20 protein-coding genes are annotated in these 17,307 nt (G+C 64.7%); 7 read left to right on the top strand and 13 right to left on the bottom strand.

Annotated features, from left to right (window positions below; all coding sequences use genetic code 11):
* Window positions 1–250: 250 nt before the first annotated feature.
* The 8 genes from FJ958_RS30765 to FJ958_RS30730 all read right to left on the bottom strand — a co-directional run bounded on the left by FJ958_RS30765 (window position 251) and on the right by FJ958_RS30730 (window position 4,423).
* Window positions 251–649 carry a DUF1801 domain-containing protein gene (locus FJ958_RS30765; protein ID WP_140749695.1) on the bottom strand — a complete coding sequence of 133 codons (399 nt, stop codon included), beginning with the start codon at window positions 647–649 and terminating at the stop codon, window positions 251–253.
* Between the two features lie 35 nt (window positions 650–684).
* Complete coding sequence (locus FJ958_RS30760; protein WP_181176583.1) at window positions 685–1,134, bottom strand: DUF1801 domain-containing protein; 450 nt, start codon at window positions 1,132–1,134, stop codon at window positions 685–687.
* A gap of 13 nt (window positions 1,135–1,147) precedes the next feature.
* On the bottom strand, window positions 1,148–1,369 hold the full coding sequence (locus FJ958_RS30755) for a hypothetical protein (RefSeq protein WP_140749689.1): 222 nt from the start codon (window positions 1,367–1,369) through the stop codon (window positions 1,148–1,150).
* A 38-nt stretch (window positions 1,370–1,407) separates the two neighbouring features.
* Window positions 1,408–1,800, bottom strand: coding sequence for a VOC family protein (locus tag FJ958_RS30750; protein ID WP_140749686.1), 393 nt, complete (start codon window positions 1,798–1,800; stop codon window positions 1,408–1,410).
* 77 nt (window positions 1,801–1,877) lie between these two features.
* Window positions 1,878–2,309 carry an SRPBCC domain-containing protein gene (locus tag FJ958_RS30745; RefSeq protein ID WP_140749683.1) on the bottom strand — a complete coding sequence of 144 codons (432 nt, stop codon included), beginning with the start codon at window positions 2,307–2,309 and terminating at the stop codon, window positions 1,878–1,880.
* Window positions 2,306–2,629, bottom strand: a complete 324-nt coding sequence (locus FJ958_RS30740; RefSeq protein WP_140749680.1) for a metalloregulator ArsR/SmtB family transcription factor — start codon at window positions 2,627–2,629, stop codon at window positions 2,306–2,308. Before FJ958_RS30740 ends, FJ958_RS30745 begins: the two co-directional genes overlap by 4 nt.
* A 411-nt stretch (window positions 2,630–3,040) precedes the next feature.
* The gene (locus FJ958_RS30735; protein WP_140749677.1) at window positions 3,041–3,772 is read right to left on the bottom strand and encodes a gamma-glutamylcyclotransferase; all 732 of its coding nucleotides are present in this window, start codon (window positions 3,770–3,772) and stop codon (window positions 3,041–3,043) included.
* 129 nt (window positions 3,773–3,901) lie between these two features.
* Window positions 3,902–4,423, bottom strand: coding sequence for an Hsp20/alpha crystallin family protein (locus tag FJ958_RS30730; protein ID WP_140749674.1), 522 nt, complete (start codon window positions 4,421–4,423; stop codon window positions 3,902–3,904).
* Between the two features lie 591 nt (window positions 4,424–5,014).
* On the opposite strand from FJ958_RS30730, the gene FJ958_RS30720 reads away from it, so the two are divergent.
* On the top strand, window positions 5,015–5,707 hold the full coding sequence (locus FJ958_RS30720; protein ID WP_140749671.1) for a DUF2270 domain-containing protein: 693 nt from the start codon (window positions 5,015–5,017) through the stop codon (window positions 5,705–5,707).
* A gap of 192 nt (window positions 5,708–5,899) precedes the next feature.
* Entirely contained in the window at window positions 5,900–8,113 is a 2,214-nt protein-coding gene (locus tag FJ958_RS30715) for a cation:proton antiporter (protein WP_140749698.1), read from the top strand.
* Between the two features lie 24 nt (window positions 8,114–8,137).
* Here FJ958_RS30715 and FJ958_RS30710 read toward each other — a convergent pair whose 3' ends face one another.
* Window positions 8,138–8,281, bottom strand: a complete 144-nt coding sequence (locus tag FJ958_RS30710) for a hypothetical protein (RefSeq protein WP_140749668.1) — start codon at window positions 8,279–8,281, stop codon at window positions 8,138–8,140.
* A gap of 190 nt (window positions 8,282–8,471) precedes the next feature.
* Entirely contained in the window at window positions 8,472–9,917 is a 1,446-nt protein-coding gene (locus FJ958_RS30705; protein ID WP_140749665.1) for an adenylate/guanylate cyclase domain-containing protein, read from the bottom strand.
* Between the two features lie 336 nt (window positions 9,918–10,253).
* On the opposite strand from FJ958_RS30705, the gene FJ958_RS30700 reads away from it, so the two are divergent.
* Window positions 10,254–11,330 (top strand): class I SAM-dependent methyltransferase, encoded by a 1,077-nt coding sequence (locus FJ958_RS30700; protein WP_140749662.1) that lies wholly within the window; start codon window positions 10,254–10,256, stop codon window positions 11,328–11,330.
* A gap of 42 nt (window positions 11,331–11,372) precedes the next feature.
* Here FJ958_RS30700 and FJ958_RS30695 read toward each other — a convergent pair whose 3' ends face one another.
* On the bottom strand, window positions 11,373–11,792 hold the full coding sequence (locus tag FJ958_RS30695) for a DOPA 4,5-dioxygenase family protein (RefSeq protein WP_140749659.1): 420 nt from the start codon (window positions 11,790–11,792) through the stop codon (window positions 11,373–11,375).
* Between the two features lie 390 nt (window positions 11,793–12,182).
* Between FJ958_RS30695 and FJ958_RS30690 the strand changes: the two genes are divergently transcribed.
* From FJ958_RS30690 to FJ958_RS30680, 3 genes are read left to right on the top strand one after another with little or no spacing between them, the layout of a single operon-like run.
* Window positions 12,183–12,638, top strand: coding sequence for a hypothetical protein (locus FJ958_RS30690; protein WP_140749656.1), 456 nt, complete (start codon window positions 12,183–12,185; stop codon window positions 12,636–12,638).
* A gap of 58 nt (window positions 12,639–12,696) precedes the next feature.
* Window positions 12,697–13,530, top strand: coding sequence for an SPFH domain-containing protein (locus FJ958_RS30685; RefSeq protein WP_140749653.1), 834 nt, complete (start codon window positions 12,697–12,699; stop codon window positions 13,528–13,530).
* Window positions 13,527–14,063, top strand: coding sequence for a hypothetical protein (locus tag FJ958_RS30680; protein WP_140749650.1), 537 nt, complete (start codon window positions 13,527–13,529; stop codon window positions 14,061–14,063). Before FJ958_RS30685 ends, FJ958_RS30680 begins: the two co-directional genes overlap by 4 nt.
* 16 nt (window positions 14,064–14,079) lie before the next feature.
* Here the strand turns inward: FJ958_RS30680 and FJ958_RS30675 are convergent, their stop codons facing one another.
* Complete coding sequence (locus tag FJ958_RS30675; RefSeq protein ID WP_140749647.1) at window positions 14,080–14,520, bottom strand: hypothetical protein; 441 nt, start codon at window positions 14,518–14,520, stop codon at window positions 14,080–14,082.
* Between the two features lie 243 nt (window positions 14,521–14,763).
* On the bottom strand, window positions 14,764–14,928 hold the full coding sequence (locus FJ958_RS31760) for a hypothetical protein (protein WP_181176582.1): 165 nt from the start codon (window positions 14,926–14,928) through the stop codon (window positions 14,764–14,766).
* A gap of 327 nt (window positions 14,929–15,255) precedes the next feature.
* On the opposite strand from FJ958_RS31760, the gene FJ958_RS30670 reads away from it, so the two are divergent.
* On the top strand, window positions 15,256–17,130 hold the full coding sequence (locus FJ958_RS30670) for an EAL domain-containing protein (protein WP_246679851.1): 1,875 nt from the start codon (window positions 15,256–15,258) through the stop codon (window positions 17,128–17,130).
* Window positions 17,131–17,307 lie beyond the last annotated feature (177 nt).

Below are 17,307 nucleotides of genomic sequence, written 5' to 3'. Positions count from 1 at the left end.
TTGCGGCCTCCAAGTCGTTGGCAATCCTCCGCCGTCGGCGCTGCCCCTCACTGTCCTGCCGGACATCTCTCCCCGTAAAACGGGGAGAGAGGGGCTGGCCGCAACGCCGGCGCCTTCCTGCAACGCTGAAGATTGGCGAATCGCCGATGAGAGCGCCCCTCTCCCCGTCCCTACGGGGAGAGATGTCCGGCAGGACAGTGAGGGGCAGCGCCGACGGCGGCCGTTTTCGACAGGCCCAGTGCGCGCTAGACTACTTTCGCGCTTTCGACTTGTTCAAGGCGACGGCGGCGCGCACCAGCGCCTTCAGCGCGTCCTCGTTGATCTCCTCGCCTTGCTGGAAGTCGATGGCGCGCCGTGTGTTGCCTTCGAGGCTGGAGTTGAACAGCCGCGAGGGGTCGGGCAGCGCCGCCCCCTTGGCGAAGGTCAGCTTGACGACGCTCTTGTAGGTCTCGCCCGTGCAGATCATGCCGTCATGTTCCCACACCGGAACACCGCGCCATTTCCATGTCTCGACCACGTCGGGGTCGGTCTGCCGGATCAGGGCGCGCAGCCGCCCCAGCATCTCGCCGCGCCAGTCGCCGAGGTCCTTGATCCTGCCGTCGATCAGTTCGGAGGCGGATTTGCTCTCCTGCGATCCCGTGGTCGTCATGCCGTTTCTCCTTTGCGCCTAAATAAGTAGAACGCTCACATGCGCTCGCCAGGCAGTTGGCTGGCCTGCTTCACCCAGGCGCTGAACTGGGCCTCGTCGAGCGGGTCGTCCTCATGGATGTTGAGGTAGCGCGTGTCCCGGCTCTTGGATTCGCCGGGCGGCACCGGATCAAGCGACTGACCGCGGAAGAAGGCAACCTTGATGTATTTGGTGAAGCAATGGATGCCGAGGAACCAGCCATCGCCTTCGATGCCATAGAGCGGCGAATTCCATTTCACCGCTTTGTTCACGCTAGGCACGGCGCGCTCGATGAGCGCGTCGAGACGTTGGCCCATCTCGCGCTTCCAGCCGGGCATGGCCGCGATATAGGCCTGCACGGGAGCATCGCCATAGCCCTTGGCGATCTGCGGATTGCCGCCGGAAAGCAGCTTCGGCTGAGCTTTCTCGGCGGGATTGGTCGACTTGGGTTTGGTCAACGGGGCCATACCCCTTCCACTCCTATCCGGTGGCCCGCTGCACGCCGCGCGTCTTCGCGACATAGGGCAGCACGAACATATAGAGGCCACTGAACAGCAAAAGAAAGAGCGGCGGGAGTGGCGAATAGACCACCCAGGCCGGCGGCTGCCCAAAAGCCATGGTTACGAAGTTGGCGGCGACGGTTGCCGTGAAGATGATCGACAGCCAGCGATGCGTCCGCCTGATCCATTTGCTCCAGTCCAAGATGACCTCCTTTGGAAATGGGCTGAAATCGGCCGCTGCTACCAACGCGCCAGCTGGGTGATCTGAACGAGGTTGCCGCAGCCGTCGTCGAGCTGGGCGATGGTCGAGCCGGTCACCTCGGTCGGCGGCATCTTGAAACTGGCGCCGCGCGCCGCGATGCGCTCGCAGTCGCCCTTGACGTCGTCGGTGAAGAACATGACCGCCGGCTGGCCCTGCTGAAACATCGCCTGCTGGTAGGCCTTTGCCGCCGGATTGTCGTTGAGCGCCAGCTGCAGTTCGGTGCCTTCGGGCTCGTCCGGCGAGACGACCGTCAGCCAGCGGAACGGCCCGTTGCTGAAATCGGCCTTCTTGGTCAGGCCGAGCACGCTGGTGTAGAAGGCAAGCGCCTTTTCCTGGTCGTCCACATAGATGCTGGTCAGTTTGAGCTTCATCGGAATCCTCCATAGGTTTTGCTGGCGGCGGGCCGCCCTGTTTCGTCCGGTGGTTGCGTTCAATCGGCCGGCGGACGTCAGTCCGTCCGGTCCAGAAGTTGTTCCAGCTTATCGAGAAACTGTGGCCAGCCAGTTCTGGCGCCGCCATAGGCCCGCCTTTGATCGGGCCGGAATCCGGACTGCTCCATGCGCAGATGCGTTCCGGTTGGTGTCGGCGTAAGCGTGAAGGTCACCACGCTCCTGAGATCGAAGGCCGGATCCTGATGCGTGAGGTTCCAGGTGTAGGACAGCGTCTTGTTCGGCTCGGCGGCCAGCACCTCGCAGTCCAGCACGCCGCCCCAATCGGCGCTGATGTTGAAGCGATGGCCGACAGCTGGCTTGAAATCATTCTTCATAAGCCACTCCTCGATCAGGTGCGGTTGCGTCAGCGCGCGCCAGAGCTTTTCGGGCGGATGGGAAATCTGGCGTTCGACGACGACCGTGCGGTTTTCCCTGGCACTATCGTTCACTGGTCCATCCTCTTGAGCAAATCTTCCAGGTCGTCGAACCGGCTCTCCCAGAACCCCGCCATCTCGCGTGTCCAGTCCATCAGCGGCGCCAGCGCCCCAAGCTGCGCGCTGTAATGCGTCTGGCGGCCTTCGTGGCGGTCGCGCACCAGCCCGGCCTGCTTGAGCACGCCGAGATGTTTCGACACCGCCGGCTGCGAGACGCCGGACTGCGTCGTCAGCGCCCCCACCGTCTGCTCGCCCTGGCGGCACAGCCGTTCGAAGATCGCCCGCCTTGTCGGGTCGGCGAGTGTCCTGAAGAGCATGTCGTGGGCGTCCTGCATTTTCGATCGATAACCCGCTGGCTATTGGTTAACGTATAACCGCAGGGATATATGTTCGTCAAGGGGTAGACTGGAGCGGTGCGCCACGCTGTGCACCTCGATCGTCGAGCGCCGCTATGGCGACATCTCAGGACTTCGCCTGCTGAAAGGCGACATCATGGAGATCAGCCGAAGCCTCCCAAAGTCGTCATCCCTGGGCGAAGCAGGAGCGAAACTCCGTCGCGGAGACCCTGGATCCATGCCGCGACCTTTGCCGTGGAGTGCAGCGGAGCAGAATTCTAGACCGTTGCAACGCTCTAAAATCGCGGCATGGATCCTGGGGTCTCCGCTGCGTCGCTGCGCTCCTTGCTACGCCCCAGGATGACGAAGCGATTGATGTTTCCGCCAATCGCCAAGGCAGGCGATCCGTCGCTAGATGACGCCGTGCGTGCGGCCGATCTCTTCGGCCACCAGTTCCTGCAACTGCCACAGATTGCGGTCGCGTATGCCGCAGGCATCGAGATGGCGGATTGTCTCGAACAGATATTCGGCACCGGAGCCCCAGTGGCCGACGGCCCTGGCGAGCGTCGCCGCGACCGCGGGCTTGTCGAGCTTGCCGGCATAACGCGGATTGGCGGGATCGACGACGAAGCCGAGCGCCCGGCCTGCCCCACCATCGGTCGTGACCTGCAGCCAGCGCGGCACGTTGACTGCGGGCAGGATGGTCATCTCGCGCCGCAGCAGCGCCTCCAGATTGGCGGCGATTGGCTCGGCGATCTCGAACACCATGCCCTGGCACTGGCCGCCACGGTCGAGCGCCATCATCAGGCCAGGCTGCTCGAGCGTGCCGCGAAAGCGCTGCACCGTGAAGCAGAACGATCGGTGCCAGCCTCTCGCCACCGCCCGTTCGCCGCCCCTCACCTCGCCGGCCGGCTTCCACAGCAGCGAGCCATAGGCGAACAGCTTCAGCGGCCCCGGTGGCGCGCTGGCCAGGATCTCGTCGCGAAACCGCGCATAATCGGCGTCGCCCATATAGACCATGCCCGGTGTCGGCCCGGCATCCTCGACCACGCGCAAGGTGCGCGCCACCAGCGCCTCGGTCAGTGCCATCGGTGCCTTGCGCGGTACGGACTTTCGCGGTGCGGTGGAAATGGCCTTGCTCATTCTTGCGCTCCCAGCCTTGCCGCCATGTTGCCGAAGGCTGGGGGATTCTCAAGAGGGCCGTGCGGCCGGTGGCGAAATCCGCCGGCTGACGCCGGACGTGCGCGTCGCGCCCGCCCGGCTGGGTCTGCTCTAGTGCTTGGTGCTCTTGCCGCCGATGGGGATGCGCTTCGCCTTGCTCTGCGCCTTCTCGGACTTCGGCAAACTCACGGACAGGACGCCGTTGCGGAAATCGGCCGCGATCTTGTCTTCCGCGACGTCGAAGCCGATCGGGATGCGACGTTCGAAGCGGCCATAGAACCGCTCGGAGAACTGGCGATCCTTGTCGTCGGTTTCGGCGTGTTTTTCGCCCCGCAACGTCAGGACGCCGTCATCGAGCAGCACCTCGATGTCCTTCTCCTCCATGCCGGGTATCTCGGCTGTCACGCGGACCTCCTTGTCCGTTTCGGTGATTTCCATGCTCGGCCAACCGGTGCCGGCCAAAGAGAACCTGCCCATGGAGGGAAGCCGCGAATTGAAGTCGCGGAACATGTCGTCGACCAGGCGGCTCATCTCGCGATGCAGGCCCATGAACGGGTCCCGGTCGCCTTCGCGAAAGAGAGTCGGAGACTGGCTGGTGTCGCGGCTCCACGGCATGAGATCACGAATGGTCATAGCACTTTCTCCTTTCTTGATCCTGTTTCTGGTACGCTTGCATGCTCTGGCTGCCATGCTCCCGGAGGACTATGCGCCGTCAGACGCAGGCATCGCTGCCGACCCCATTTGCGCTCGCTGTTTTCGCTCTGCCTTTGGTCCGATCCGCTCCACCTTTGGGAACGCCCTTGCCCGGTCGCGGCCCTCGCGAGGCGTCACCGCCTCCGGCACATGATGCCCGTGTTCGATGGTCAAAAGACCATCGCCCGACGCGCCGACGCCCACGAAGCGGGCGCGCGCGTACGCACCGGCCCCATCTGGCGCCGGCACGGTCGATCTGGGGTTCGTTGCGGTGAGGTCAAGACCTGGGAATGCAATGTGATCGTCGCCAGCGGCTGTCGGCGAAGGCGCCCGGCGAGACGATTCCAATGCCGTGGCCACGCGCCATCAGCGGCATCCGAGATCGACGACGAGCGCCTCCACCCCAGCCTGGAACGGCAGCCGCGCGGCCTCGAAGCAACAGGCGGTTCGGCGTGCCAATCCGGTCGCGGGCGGCTTGCGGCAGGGAACGATGTTGCCGGCAAACGGTTATAGTCCTGGCCGGAGGATGCCATGAACGATGCGTCGGCAAAACCCGCGGGCCCCGTCCTGTCATCGGCGGAGCGCGTGAACACGCTGTCGCATTTCCACCGCGCCGAGATCGCGCGCATGGCGGGATGGCGCGATCGGCTCGACAGGACGACCAACTGGGCGATCACCGTGGTGGCGGCGATGCTTTCCGTGTCGCTGTCGACGGCCAGCGCGCATCATGGCGTGCTGCTGTTCGCCATGCTGCTGATCCTGCTGCTTCTGTGGATCGAGGCACGCCGCTACCGGTTCTTCGACTTCTACCGATCTCGCGTGCGCCAGTTCGAACGTCACTATTTCGCGCAGATCTTCTCCCCGCAGCCCGATTTCGCCTCGGATTGGCTGCTCATCGTCGGCGAAGGCCTGCGCGCCCCGAAGTTCCTGCTGTCGCAGCGTGCCGCCTTGGTGCGTCGCCTGCGCCGGAATTATATCTACCTGTTCCTGATCCTGCTGCTGGCCTGGGTGCTGAAGATATCAACCCCCAGCCTTCAGGCCGCGGGCCCAAGGACCGGGCTTGTCGGCTCACTTCGCGAGGCCGTCGACGGCGCCGCTCTCGGCCCCATTCCCGGTGTCGCGATCGTGATCGTCGTGGCCGCATTCTATGCCAGCCTGTTCGCCATCGTCCTTTTCTCGGCCGCCGACGACGGCGAACTTACCTTTGGCGACGTCCACGTCTGACGACAGCGGCTGCAACGCAAACGCCGGCCACGCGTTGTGATGATCAGTCCGCAGCGGCGTTTGAGGGAATCCATGAACCGTCAACCGGCAACGGCGTCACGCAGCGTTGTGGCCGCTGTCCTGCTGGCCATCCTCGCCCTGGCTCCGGCAAGCCGCGCCTTCGCCGCGCAGCCCGCCGGCCATGCCTCGGGCATGGGCGGCTCGGCCGAGGGACTGTTCGTCGCCGAGATCGTCCTTCTGCTTCTGGTCGGGCGCGGTCTCGGCGAAATCTTCCAGCGCTACCGCCAGCCGGCAATCATGGGCCAGTTGATCGGCGGCATCCTGCTCGGCCCATCGCTGTTCGGCTTGATATGGCCTGGCGCCCAGCACATGATCTTCTCCAGCGACCCCGCCCAGAAAAGCATGATCGACGCCGTCTCGCAGCTCGGCATCCTGCTGCTCCTGCTCTTGACCGGCATGGAGACGGATCTGCGCCTGGTGCGCCGGGTGGGTGCGGCCTGCTTCTCGATCTCGATCACCGGCGTCGTCGTGCCCTTCGTCTGCGGTTTCGCGCTGGCGCAAATCCTGCCTGGCTCCCTGCTGCCCGACCCGACGCAGCGCGTCGTCGCCGGGCTGTTCCTCGGCACCGCGCTATCGATCTCCTCGGTCAAGATCGTCGCCATGGTGGTGCGCGAGATGAACTTCATGCGCCGCAATCTCGGCCAGATCATCATCTCCTCGGCCATCATCGAGGACACGATCGGCTGGCTGATCATCGCCGTCACCTTCGGCATCGCCACCAATGGCAGCCTGCAGGTGCTGCCGCTTATCACCACGGTGGCCGAGGTGGCGCTGTTCATGGTGTTCTCCTTCACCATCGGCCGCCGTCTGGTGTTCACGCTGATCCGCTGGAGCAATGACTCTTTCCGCAGCGAATATGCGGTCATCACCGTCATCCTGATCATCATGGGCGTGATGGCCCTGATCACCAACCTGATCGGCGTCCACACCGTACTCGGCGCTTTCGTCGCCGGCATCCTGGTCGGAGAATCGCCGATCCTGTCCGACCACATCGAGAGCCAGCTGCGCGGTGTCATCACCGCGCTTTTCATGCCGGTCTTCTTCGGCATGGCCGGCCTGTCCGCCGACCTCACCGTGCTTGCCGACCCGACGCTGGCATTGCTGACATTGGCGCTGGTGGTGATCGCCAGCATCGGTAAATTCTCGGGCGCCTTCATCGGCGGCCGGCTCGCCGGCATGTCGCTGAAGGAGGCGACCGCCGTCGGCAGCGCCATGAACGCGCGCGGCTCGACCGAGGTCATCGTCGCCAGCATCGGCCTGTCGATGAACATCCTCTCCCACAATCTGTTCACGATGATCGTCACCATGGCCGTCATCACCACGCTGGCAATGCCGCCCATGCTGCGCTGGGCGCTCGGCCGCCTGCCCGTCGGCAATGCCGAGAAGCAGCGCGTCGACCGCGAACTGCTCGACGAACGCGGCTTCGTCTCCAAGCTGGAGCGGCTGCTGCTTTTGGTCGACGACAGCACGGTCGGCAAGTTCACCGCCTATCTGGCCGGGCTGGTCGGAGGCGGCAGCGGCATGCCGACCACGCTCCTCCATCTCGAGGGCGCGGAACTGCCCGGCCCTGCCCGCGAGAGAGGTCCGGAGCGGGCCTCGAACCAGGTCAAGAAGGGTGCCGCCAGGAGCGCCAGGGCCGTCAGCAAGGCCGAGGACACGCCCGTCGACAAGATGCATCTCACAGCCCGCACCGAGCTTGAAGCCACCACCGAGACGATCGCCGCGGAAGCCCGCAAGGGTTACGGCCTCCTGCTCGTCGGGCTGGAGAACGCGCTGACCGACAACGGCACCTTCAGCGGCATGCTGAACGACATCACCAGCGGTTTCGACGGCCCGCTGTGCCTGGTGCTGAACGGCGCCAAGGACACCGGCAAGATGCCGATGCTGCGCGCTGGCGCAACGGTTCTTGTCCCGGTCAACGGCACCGAAGTCGCGCGCCGCGCCGCCGATTTCGCCCTCGCTTTGGCGCGTCCGCACCGAGCCCGTGTCAAGGTCCTCTATGTCTCGCAGGCCCGCAAGGAGAGCCGGCCAAGCTCGGTTTCGCACCGCCGCGAGGAAGCCGTGCTGAAGGACGTCGCCGATCTCGCCGACCGCTACGGCGTCACGGTCGACACCGCCATCCGCGCCCGCGCGACGCCCGACAGGGCCATCGCCAGGGAAGCGGCCAAGGGCGCCGCGATGGTGGTGATGGGTGTCACGCAACGGCCGGGCCAAGAGCTGTTCTTCGGCGACACCGCCACGGCGGTGCTGGCCGCCGTCGGCTGTCCGGTCGTGCTCCTGGCCAGCGAGCGCGTCAGGCGTAGCGAGGCCCAGGCCGAGGAGGCGAAAGCCGAGACCGGCGCCTGATCCGTCTTCGCCGCGATTGTAGTTCTATATGCCGAAGAATTGCCTGCCGATCATGTAGCCGAGCGCCACCACGACCAGCGGAAACAGTGCCGGCGCAACCTTGCCCAGCATGGAGCCCTGCTGCTCCTTCGCCGGCGTGTAGAGTGCATTGCCGAGATTCTTGGTCATTGCGTACCCCCGCGAACCCATCCGTTTTTACGCATGTCGTTATCCCAAAACCGCTGAGCACTTTTGGGTTTAATGTATTAGAAGTCGCTTATTTACAGCATGGCCGAATTAACGGATTGCAAAGAAATTCGTTCGAATAGCCCTGCATTGCGCGGCGAGGCCTGTTCCAGCCGACTCTCCGCAATCGTGTCTATCCCCGCATAATGCGATAGACGGTTGCATCACCCTCCACACCTCGAAGAGGCGCATCGAAAGCCACGACACGATGGCCCGCAAGCATTTCGCTAACCCCGGGCGCGGAATGGAGCGCCTCGGAAATGCAGACCTGTCCGGCGTCCGCCAGGGACTGCACGCGCGCTGCGACATTCACGGTCTGGCCGAAATAGTCGAGGTTGTCGTTGAGCGTCACGGCGATCGAAGGTCCACAGTGGGCGCCGATCTTGAGGATGATCCCCGGCCCTTCATGGTCGCTGTTGAAGCGATCGATTTCTTCAAAGATGTGGAGTGCGGCCGAAACCGCATCCGACGGCTGCGAGAATGCGGCCATCACCGCATCGCCAATCGTCTTGACCACCGCTCCGGAATGTTGCTGAACCGCCGCGTTGACCAGAGCGAAATGCTCGCGCACCAAAGCATAGGCGTTGAGGTCGCCCAAGCGCTCATACATGGCGGTCGAACCCTTGAGGTCCGTGAACAGGAAGGTGATCTGCCGGATGCCGAGCCCCTCCTTCTCGTCGACACGTTCGGACCGGAAGAGCTGGCGGAAGGTTTGCCGCGCAAGCAGTGCTCCACCGGAAACGTAAGGCTCGAAATCGAGCGCCGGCTTGGTGGTCAGCGCGACGAGCTCGGGCGGCCAGTTGATGACAAGCAACGAACCGCGTACTGGCCCTCTGTTCGCGACCTCGATGACAATCGGACCAGGTGGCACGGCGGGCAGCGCCGGCAAGAAGCGTTTGCCGTCATAATCGATCTTCAGAAGTGTCGGTGCCAACGCCGGATCGCCTGATATTGGCACGGCGAACGCGGCCTGCGTCCGCACGTTGACGCCCGCGAGGGCGCCGGGTCCCAGGTCGGCGCGGAGCACCGTGGTGGTGCCGGGCGGCAAAAACGTCATGCCCCGGATGAAGCCGCGCAGAACGTCGAGAAAGCGAACGCCTTGCCCTGGTAGCCGCCCGTCATGTCCGAAGTGGAGCTTCCAGTGGAAATCCTCGACGGGCAGCGTCTCGGGATCGTGGTACGGCAGGCGCCGTAACTTTGGCGATACCGAGAAGGTGACCTCGATGAAGTCGTCGAGGTCGGTGTCGCCCGATACGTCGCACAGGCCACAGACGTAGTGGGTCTTCAGCGTGCGCAGGGCGCCGAAACTGTCGAGCACCATCCCGGACTGCGGACAGAGCACATCCCAGCTCATGTCGAACAAGCCACAGCGGGCGGCATGAAGGAAGAGGTCGATTGCTTCGGGCTCGGCGATTGCGCGGTCGCGCGCAAAGCTCCGCGGATTGATCCGATAGAGAGAGTGGTCGTCGGCGTCCCTGATCAGGGTCTCGAATTTTGAGATGACGCGTGGGCTCCAGGCACGCGCCTGCTCCACCTTGGTCATCTTGCTTTCAAGAAGACGATCGTTGATTGCCGTCACGCCGGATCCTCAACCTTGTCTCGCGACAGCCTACTAAAAAACGAGCGCGATGCGAATGGATGAATTGCTTTGTTGTACGACAGTCTGTCCAGGAGCCTCAGAACGGCGGGCGGCGCACTGGAGCAGACGCCGTTCTTGAGCTGGCACATTCGCTCTGATGCGCTGGCCGGGCCGCGCTCGCTGAGAATTCCCAGGTGTCGGTCACGTTGCTGTGAAGCTGTAACAGCCAGTCGCCGCGGGGCGTACAATGATTTGTTATGGCGAGGCCATCCCGGCGACGGGATCGGGCCTGTCGCCCATGGCAAGTGTTTGGGATCGAGCCGGAGGAGAAAGCCGATGCTGAAGCGCAACAAGGAGACCCAGCCTGACCAGGAGAAACTGGAGGCGCTGCTTGGAAGGATGGTCGGCGATCTGGGCGCCATCACCACCGGAGCCGCGGTGCTGCTGGGCGACAGGCTCGGCTTGTTCGCGGCCATGAGCGGGGGCGGCGAGATCACCGCCGGACAGCTTGCCAAAAAGACCGGCACGCAGGAGCGGCTGGTCCGCGAATGGCTGTCGGCGCAGGCGGCGGCCGGCTATGTCGAATATGACGAGGCCGGCGACAGTTTCTACCTCAGCCCCGAGCAGGAGCAGGTTTTCGTCAACGAGGACAGCCCCGCCTTCATGGCCGGCGCGTTCGAGGCCGTCTCGGCGCTGTGGCTCGACGAGGAGAAGGTACGGGAGGCCTTTCGCTCCGGCAAGGGGCTGGCCTGGCACGACCACAGCGCCTGCCTGTTTCGCGGCACCGAACGCTTCTTCCGGCCAGGCTACAACGCCAATCTGATCGGCTCCTGGCTGCCGGCGCTCGACGGCGTTGTCGAGAGGCTGGAGAGCGGCATGGATGTCGCCGATGTCGGCTGCGGCCACGGCGCCTCGACGGTGCTGATGGCCAGGGCCTTCCCGAACTCGCGCTTCACCGGCTTCGACTATCACGCCCCGTCGATCGAGCGCGCCCGTGCCGCCGCGAAGGAGGCCGGCGTTGCCGGCAACACCCGCTTCGAGGTCGCGGCGGCCAAGGATTTCCCAGGCACCTACGATCTCGTCGCATTCTTCGACTGCCTGCACGACATGGGCGATCCGGAGGGGGCTGCCAGGCATGTGCACAAGGCGCTCAAGCCGGACGGCACCTGGATGATCGTGGAGCCCCTCGCCCACGACCAGCTCTCGGCCAACCTCAACCCGGTCGGCCGCATCTACTATGCCGCCTCGACCTTCATCTGCACGCCGGCCTCGCTGTCCCAGGAAGTCGGATTGGGGCTCGGCGCCCAGGCCGGCGAGGCGAGGCTGCGCAAGGTTGTGTCGGGTGGCGGCTTCAAGCGGTTCCGCCGCGCCACCGAAACCCCGTTCAACATGGTGCTCGAGGCGCGCCCGTGAGGCCGGCCGGGCAAGGGAGGTCGCGGCTATGTCAAGAAACGCCTACGCCGGCAGCGTCGGCTCGGTGTTGGGCTCCAGCGCCTCTTCCGCCTCGTGATCCTCGCCGAGGATATCGCCGTGCACCACCAGCGGCCGGCCTATCCAGATCGGATCGACCAGATGGTCGCGCTTGGGGTTGGTCGTGTTCGGGTGGATGAGGATGCTCAAGCCGCGATGGTTCAGCATCAGCCACGGAACGAGCGAGGCGAAAACCTCGTTGGCGAAGGAGACCTGGTACATCGCCTGGTCATGCGGGCTGACTTGTCTGTCATGCCAGTTGCCCAGGCGGACGCGGAAACGTTCCCCGATGCGAAGACGCAGCCATTCGGCATGCTGCCGCTCGGTTGGCCCGTCATAGTAGATATGGGCGTGATAGCTGGCAATCTCGGCGAGCGGTCTTGGACTGGCGGCGTCTTCGTTCACGTCAATCTCCTCCCTTGGTGTTCGCGGCGCTCGGCGGAACTATACCCCAAGCACGACGCCGGCACCTGCTTTACCCGTCTTGCCGCAAAGACCTCTCGATATCGTGTATGGCCGCCACTTGGGACTTACCCTATCAAGTAGCCAGCATTTGCCCATTCAGAGTTCCTGGACAGCTATGTCCGGGATAGAAATGTCGTCGACACATTGCTGGGAGGGAATGGGGGATTCGACAGGCACTCCGGAAGCCGCCAGTGATCCCTGAGGATTTCGGGCGCGACGGTCGGTGCCTGAGGACGAGAGCGTTCCAGGGCGGCGCAAAGGCGCGCTGAACGCCGGTTCCATCATCTTCAATCCTGCAATCAACGCGGACCACTGAGCGGGGCTGGTCGAATGTCGTTTGTTGTATTTGCACTCGTCATCGCCTTCATTCTTTGGCAGCGGCTGGGCAAGAGCAGGCGCCCGGCAAGAGCCTTGCAATCCGGCGCCGGCGGCCCCGCTTCGCCATTGCTGGACCTTGCCGGCGACGCTCAGGGTGAGGCAATGCAAGCCGACATCGCCGGACTGGTCTCGAACTTCCTTGGCCAAAACGGCCAGGAGTTGATCGGGCAGGCTGTCAGCCGCGCCGTTCGGGAGACCAAGGCCGGGACCGGCGTCCGCCAGGGGTCGGCCGGGGCGATGGAGCCGATCAGGAAGACGGTTGCGCCAACGAGGACGGCATCGCCGGCGCGCGACAAGCGGCGGGCCAAGTACCTGCTCGATGGTGACGCCGGCCACCGCCAGCGCACCGACCGAACCGCCCGGCTTCAGCAGTCATTCAGGGGCAAGGGCCTCTGTTCGCCGCGCTAGGCGCGCCGCGAGGATCTGGGCACGCGCTCCGCGCGCCCGTACAAGGAGGGGAGTTGAAATGGCGATCACCAGGCAGGTAATCACGTCGCTGCAGCGCGACGGCACGGACGCGCTCGGCACCAGGACCGTGGCGATGAAGATCGTCGACGAGAGTATCGTTTCCGGCTCGCTGCTGACCGTCGAAAGCAACCATTTCTGCGTCCTGAAGTCGCGCGGCGCGGTGCTCAACGTCTACGAGACCGGCCAGTACCAGCTCCAGACCCCCGACAAGCCGTTGATCGGATCGGTCGTCCAGGGTTTCTTCGGCGGCTCGTCGCCCTGGGTCTACGAGGTCATCTACATCAACCGTTCCAAGCTCCTGGTGCGCAATGAGGGCATCGCGACCAGCGCCGAGATGGCCGAGATGTCCTATGTCGTCGACTACTACATCCACATCGACAGCAAGCAGGAAGCGCTCGATCTCATCACCCACATGCCTTTCGCGGGCGCGGTGATCGATACGAAGGAAATCGCCGACTACGCCGGACCCGCCATCGAGCAGGCGATCAACCAGATCATCCAGGTCACCAAGATGGAGCACATCAACGAACGCATCAGCGATGTCCGCGAGGCGGTGAAGCTGCATCTCACCGATTTCCTCAAGGTCTACGGCATCATGCTCAACGACCTCAAGGTGCTGATCATGCCGCGCGACGAGCGCATGCGCGAACTGATCTCGCTGCAGGCGATCGGCTTGAGCCCGATCGAGGCGGTGCGCTACTACCTTGCCTTGCGCATGGCGGACAAAGGCCTGGTTTCCGCACCCAATGCCGCCGCCGGCGTGCCCTTCAATATTGGCGGCCAGCCCACGGGCTTCTATCCGCTTGGCGATGAGGTGGGCGCGACAAGATGAGCCGCTTCTACGAGGTCGGACCGCTCGCCAAGGTCGGGATCAACCTGTTCTACGGCTATGGCTATAATTTCTACCGCCTGGAAAACCAGCTCCGCGCGGACGACCAGCGGGTGCGCCAGATGGCGTGCTCGCTGCTGGCGCGCGCCCGGGCGGCCGTCGACGGGGCCGAGGGCCGGTACCGCCGCGAGAATATCCAGCCGCCTTCGCGGGCCAATCCATTCCCCGATCCCGGCATCGTCGCCAACGCCCAGGCGCTCGAGCGGCTGGGCCGCGAGGTCGGCGCGCTCGAAGGGCAGATCCGCCATCAGCCGGTGCCGGAGAATGACCGCATGACCCAGCGCTACCGGTTGGAAGCCGCAACGCTCGCCGCCCTGGCGGAGAAGGACGCGGTGCTCGTCGGCCAGGCGGACCTCTTGCGATCGATCGTCGAGGGTGCCGCCGGCGATGCGATCCTCGCCAACGGACGCGAGATCGAGGACGGCATCGCCGCCATCACGGCGACGTTGCGCGACCGACAATCGTTCTTGTCGTGAAGTAGGAAAACCGCCCCTATCTCAGCGAAATGCTCATCCCGCTGAGATCGGCGTTGACCTGCAGCCCGACCTGCCTGCCTGTGAGTTCGAGCTGGGCGCCCTTGTCATTGGACATGACGATCACCTGGGCGCCTTTGCCCACCGCGCCGCCGCCGCCCGCCGCGCCGTAGACCCCGGCCACGTCGCGGGCGCGCCTGATGTGGCGCACTGTGCCCTGGAAATAGGTCTTGGACACGCCGAAGGCGAGACCGCCCGAGACACCGCCGATCGAGATGGGATAGCGGCGGCCATGGAAGGTCAGCGTGCCTTCGCCTCCGGAGCCACCGACGAAAAAGGCCGCCTTGTAGACGGAGAAGCGGATGGTGCCGGTGTCGGCATGCGCGGCGCTGGCAAAGCCCACGCCCGCAACAGCTATCGCGGCAACCGCGACGGAACGAACCCTGGACGAAATGTTCATGATGAAGCTCCTCAAGATCGCCGCTTATCCAGTCGGCCGGCACGTCAGCATCAAAGTCAAGGCTAAACAGTCTGGCCCGCCATTGGTTCCAGCAAGCGCCCGAATCCGGCTTTGGCCCGAATCCGGCTTGGGAAGACCGCCGCGAAACAAGGCAGCCTGACCTTTTGGCCTGCAAAATGCCAAGCTGGCGACGCGTCACGATCCAGTCAGTGACCCGTCGAGATGGGACGAGGACGCGCCCGTTCAACGGCGCCGTAGCAACAGGAGATAGAAAACGCCGAACACGCAGACGATCGCGATGTTCACGGCCAGCCGCTCCCAGAAGCGGCCTCGCAGGAACAGGAAATCGGCGCCGACGATGACGACCACCATGGCCACGACGTAAAGCGCGATTGCCGTACGGCTCATGCTCGCGGCCTCCTTCTCCCGGACCACCGGCCGGAACAATAGCGCGTCCGGAAGGCTCCGCACATCCGGCTTGCCGCCCGGCAAATTCTCGGTCTCGCCACCTGTCGCCCCCGGGAATGGCGTGTCGCGCGCCTTTATTCGAGAAATGCACCGTAAACCGCTGAAATCCTTAACACGATCTTCATTCCGCTGTCCTACCACCATGCCATGGCAAGGCATTACGAGCGATGGTTTGCTGGCCCCACTCCCCAGGGGCAGAGCGAAGCCGTGGCAACGGGGATCCTCCGCGATCAGTTCGCTGATCTGAGGAAAGGGATCTTCATTTCCATGCCTGTCGGCATTGTGCTGTCGGCCCTGATCCTGGCTGTGCAGATGCTTTCCGGCGGCGGTCTTGCGGCGGTGCTGTGGTTTGCGGCGATCAGCATCATCAACTGCGCGCGCCTGGCGCTTGCCGCCGCCCAGCCGGACATTTCCGGGAGCGGGCCGAGGCCGGTCAGCGCCCGGCTTGCCCTCTACGGCGCATTGGCTTTGGTGTCCGGCATTGCCTGGTCCTTCCTGGCCGTGCTGGCGCACGGCTATACCACGTCCCAGGCGCCGCTCTATCTGATCGTGCTTGCGGGCCTCTCGGCCGGCTCGGTCACCTACTCGGCGTCATACGCACCGGCCGCGCTCAATTTCATGACGCTGCCGCTTCTGGCCGCCGCCGGATGCGTGCTGGCCAAAGGCGGCATCGAGAACGACGTCCTGGGCTTCACCATCCTGCTTTTCCTCGCCGGAATGGCCAGAAGCGCGCTGATCGGACAGGCCCGCTTCCGCGAGACCAGCCGCCTCAAATACGAGGCGAGGGAATTCGCCGCCGAGATGGAGCGCAATTCCAGGCGCGATCCGCTGACGAATTTGCTCAACCGGTATGGGCTTGAACAGGCCATCGGCCAGCTGGGGCTTTCCGACGGCCCGTTCGTGGCCATGCTGATCGACCTCGACGGCTTCAAATCCGTCAACGACACCTATGGCCACAACATCGGCGACGATCTGCTGGTCAAGGTCGCGCGCCGCATTGAGACCCATGCCCCGCAAGGCGCCACGATCGCGCGCATCGGCGGCGACGAATTCGTGCTGCTCTTCCCCGCCTGCCAATCCGCGCCCGCGACCGACGCGCTTGCCTCGACCCTCATCGCGGCGATCGCGCAACCGGATCCGGCGTTGAACTCGGTGCGTGTCGGCGCGTCGATCGGCATCTATGTTTCGGACAGGCCCCGCTTGACGGAAATGCTGCTGAAGGCCGATTTCGCCCTCTACGCGGCCAAGCGCAACGGCAGGAACGAACACCGTCTCTTCGATGCCGGGCTCGACCAGGCGCTCGAACGCAAGCACCACATCGAGCGCGACCTGCGCGGCGCCTGCGAGGCCGGCGCGCTCTGCTCATGGTTCCAGCCGCTGGTGCGCCTCGACACCAGCGCGGTGGTCGGTTTCGAAGCGCTGCTGCGCTGGCGGCACCCAATCCATGGGCCGATTTCCCCGCCCGAGATCGTCACCGCGGCGCGCGAGACCGGCCTGCTGCCGCTGCTGACGGAAACGGTGTTCCGCAATTGCTGCGCCATGATCGAGGAACTGGTGAAAACCGGCCGCCGCGATGTCCGCGTCGCCATGAACCTGTCGCCGCGCGAGCTCGAGGCGGGCAATGTCGACGACATGATCCTGGACCTGTTGAAGGCGAGGAACGTGCCGGCGGCGATGCTCGAGATCGAGATCACCGAGGAAGCGCCGGTCGATCGCGACAGGGTCGACGAAAAGGTCGGCCGCCTTGCCGACGCCGGCATATCGATCGTGCTCGACGATTTCGGCACCGGCTTTTCGACCCTGGTCGCGCTGAAGGACAGCCGGATCCGCAAGATCAAGATCGACAAGCATTTCGTCCGCGACCTCGCCAAATCCGTGGAGGACCAGGCGCTGGTCAGGACGGTCGTCGATCTCGGCCGCGCGCTGGGCATAGAGGTCATGGCCGAGGGCGTCGAGACCGACGCCGACCGCCTGATCCTGCGCTCGCTCGACTGCATGGTGGCGCAAGGCTTCCTCTTCTCGCCGGCCCTGCCCGCGCCCGAGGCGCTGGCCTTCCAGGCAGCCCGCTCCAGCAATTCGCTGGCGCAAGCCCTCCTCGATCCAGCCTCCCGCCGCAAGCCCCAAAGCGGCAGCGCGGCCTGAGCGGCGGCGGATACGGCTCGGCCTGTTCCGCGCCCGCCGCTTCGACGGCGGTGGCTTGAGAGCCGGCGTTTCCCTCGCCCCATTTTAAGCAGGGCAATCGCCTATCGAAGGCTTGCGCCTTACGAGTACCCCCACCCTAACCCTCCCCACAAGGGGGAGGGAAGCTGCCGCGCGCAC

Origin of the sequence: Mesorhizobium sp. B2-3-5, from assembly GCF_006442395.1 — a bacterium.
Lineage (GTDB): Bacteria > Pseudomonadota > Alphaproteobacteria > Rhizobiales > Rhizobiaceae > Mesorhizobium.
This window is presented reverse-complemented; position numbering and strand designations above follow the sequence as displayed.

Excerpts from the sequence above, each read along its gene's own strand:
- FJ958_RS30720 (WP_140749671.1), top strand. The coding sequence starts at position 5,015 with ATGAACGATGCGTCGGCAAAACCCGCGGGCCCCGTCCTGTCATCGGCG.
- FJ958_RS30730 (WP_140749674.1), bottom strand. The coding sequence starts at position 4,423 with ATGACCATTCGTGATCTCATGCCGTGGAGCCGCGACACCAGCCAGTCT.
- FJ958_RS30690 (WP_140749656.1), top strand. The coding sequence starts at position 12,183 with ATGTCGTTTGTTGTATTTGCACTCGTCATCGCCTTCATTCTTTGGCAG.
- FJ958_RS30715 (WP_140749698.1), top strand. The coding sequence starts at position 5,900 with ATGGGCGGCTCGGCCGAGGGACTGTTCGTCGCCGAGATCGTCCTTCTG.
- FJ958_RS30670 (WP_246679851.1), top strand. The coding sequence starts at position 15,256 with ATGCCTGTCGGCATTGTGCTGTCGGCCCTGATCCTGGCTGTGCAGATG.
- FJ958_RS30710 (WP_140749668.1), bottom strand. The coding sequence starts at position 8,281 with ATGACCAAGAATCTCGGCAATGCACTCTACACGCCGGCGAAGGAGCAG.
- FJ958_RS30740 (WP_140749680.1), bottom strand. The coding sequence starts at position 2,629 with ATGCAGGACGCCCACGACATGCTCTTCAGGACACTCGCCGACCCGACA.
- FJ958_RS30680 (WP_140749650.1), top strand. The coding sequence starts at position 13,527 with ATGAGCCGCTTCTACGAGGTCGGACCGCTCGCCAAGGTCGGGATCAAC.
- FJ958_RS30685 (WP_140749653.1), top strand. The coding sequence starts at position 12,697 with ATGGCGATCACCAGGCAGGTAATCACGTCGCTGCAGCGCGACGGCACG.
- FJ958_RS30765 (WP_140749695.1), bottom strand. The coding sequence starts at position 649 with ATGACGACCACGGGATCGCAGGAGAGCAAATCCGCCTCCGAACTGATC.
- FJ958_RS30760 (WP_181176583.1), bottom strand. The coding sequence starts at position 1,134 with ATGGCCCCGTTGACCAAACCCAAGTCGACCAATCCCGCCGAGAAAGCT.
- FJ958_RS30750 (WP_140749686.1), bottom strand. The coding sequence starts at position 1,800 with ATGAAGCTCAAACTGACCAGCATCTATGTGGACGACCAGGAAAAGGCG.
- FJ958_RS31760 (WP_181176582.1), bottom strand. The coding sequence starts at position 14,928 with ATGAGCCGTACGGCAATCGCGCTTTACGTCGTGGCCATGGTGGTCGTC.
- FJ958_RS30675 (WP_140749647.1), bottom strand. The coding sequence starts at position 14,520 with ATGAACATTTCGTCCAGGGTTCGTTCCGTCGCGGTTGCCGCGATAGCT.
- FJ958_RS30735 (WP_140749677.1), bottom strand. The coding sequence starts at position 3,772 with ATGAGCAAGGCCATTTCCACCGCACCGCGAAAGTCCGTACCGCGCAAG.
- FJ958_RS30700 (WP_140749662.1), top strand. The coding sequence starts at position 10,254 with ATGCTGAAGCGCAACAAGGAGACCCAGCCTGACCAGGAGAAACTGGAG.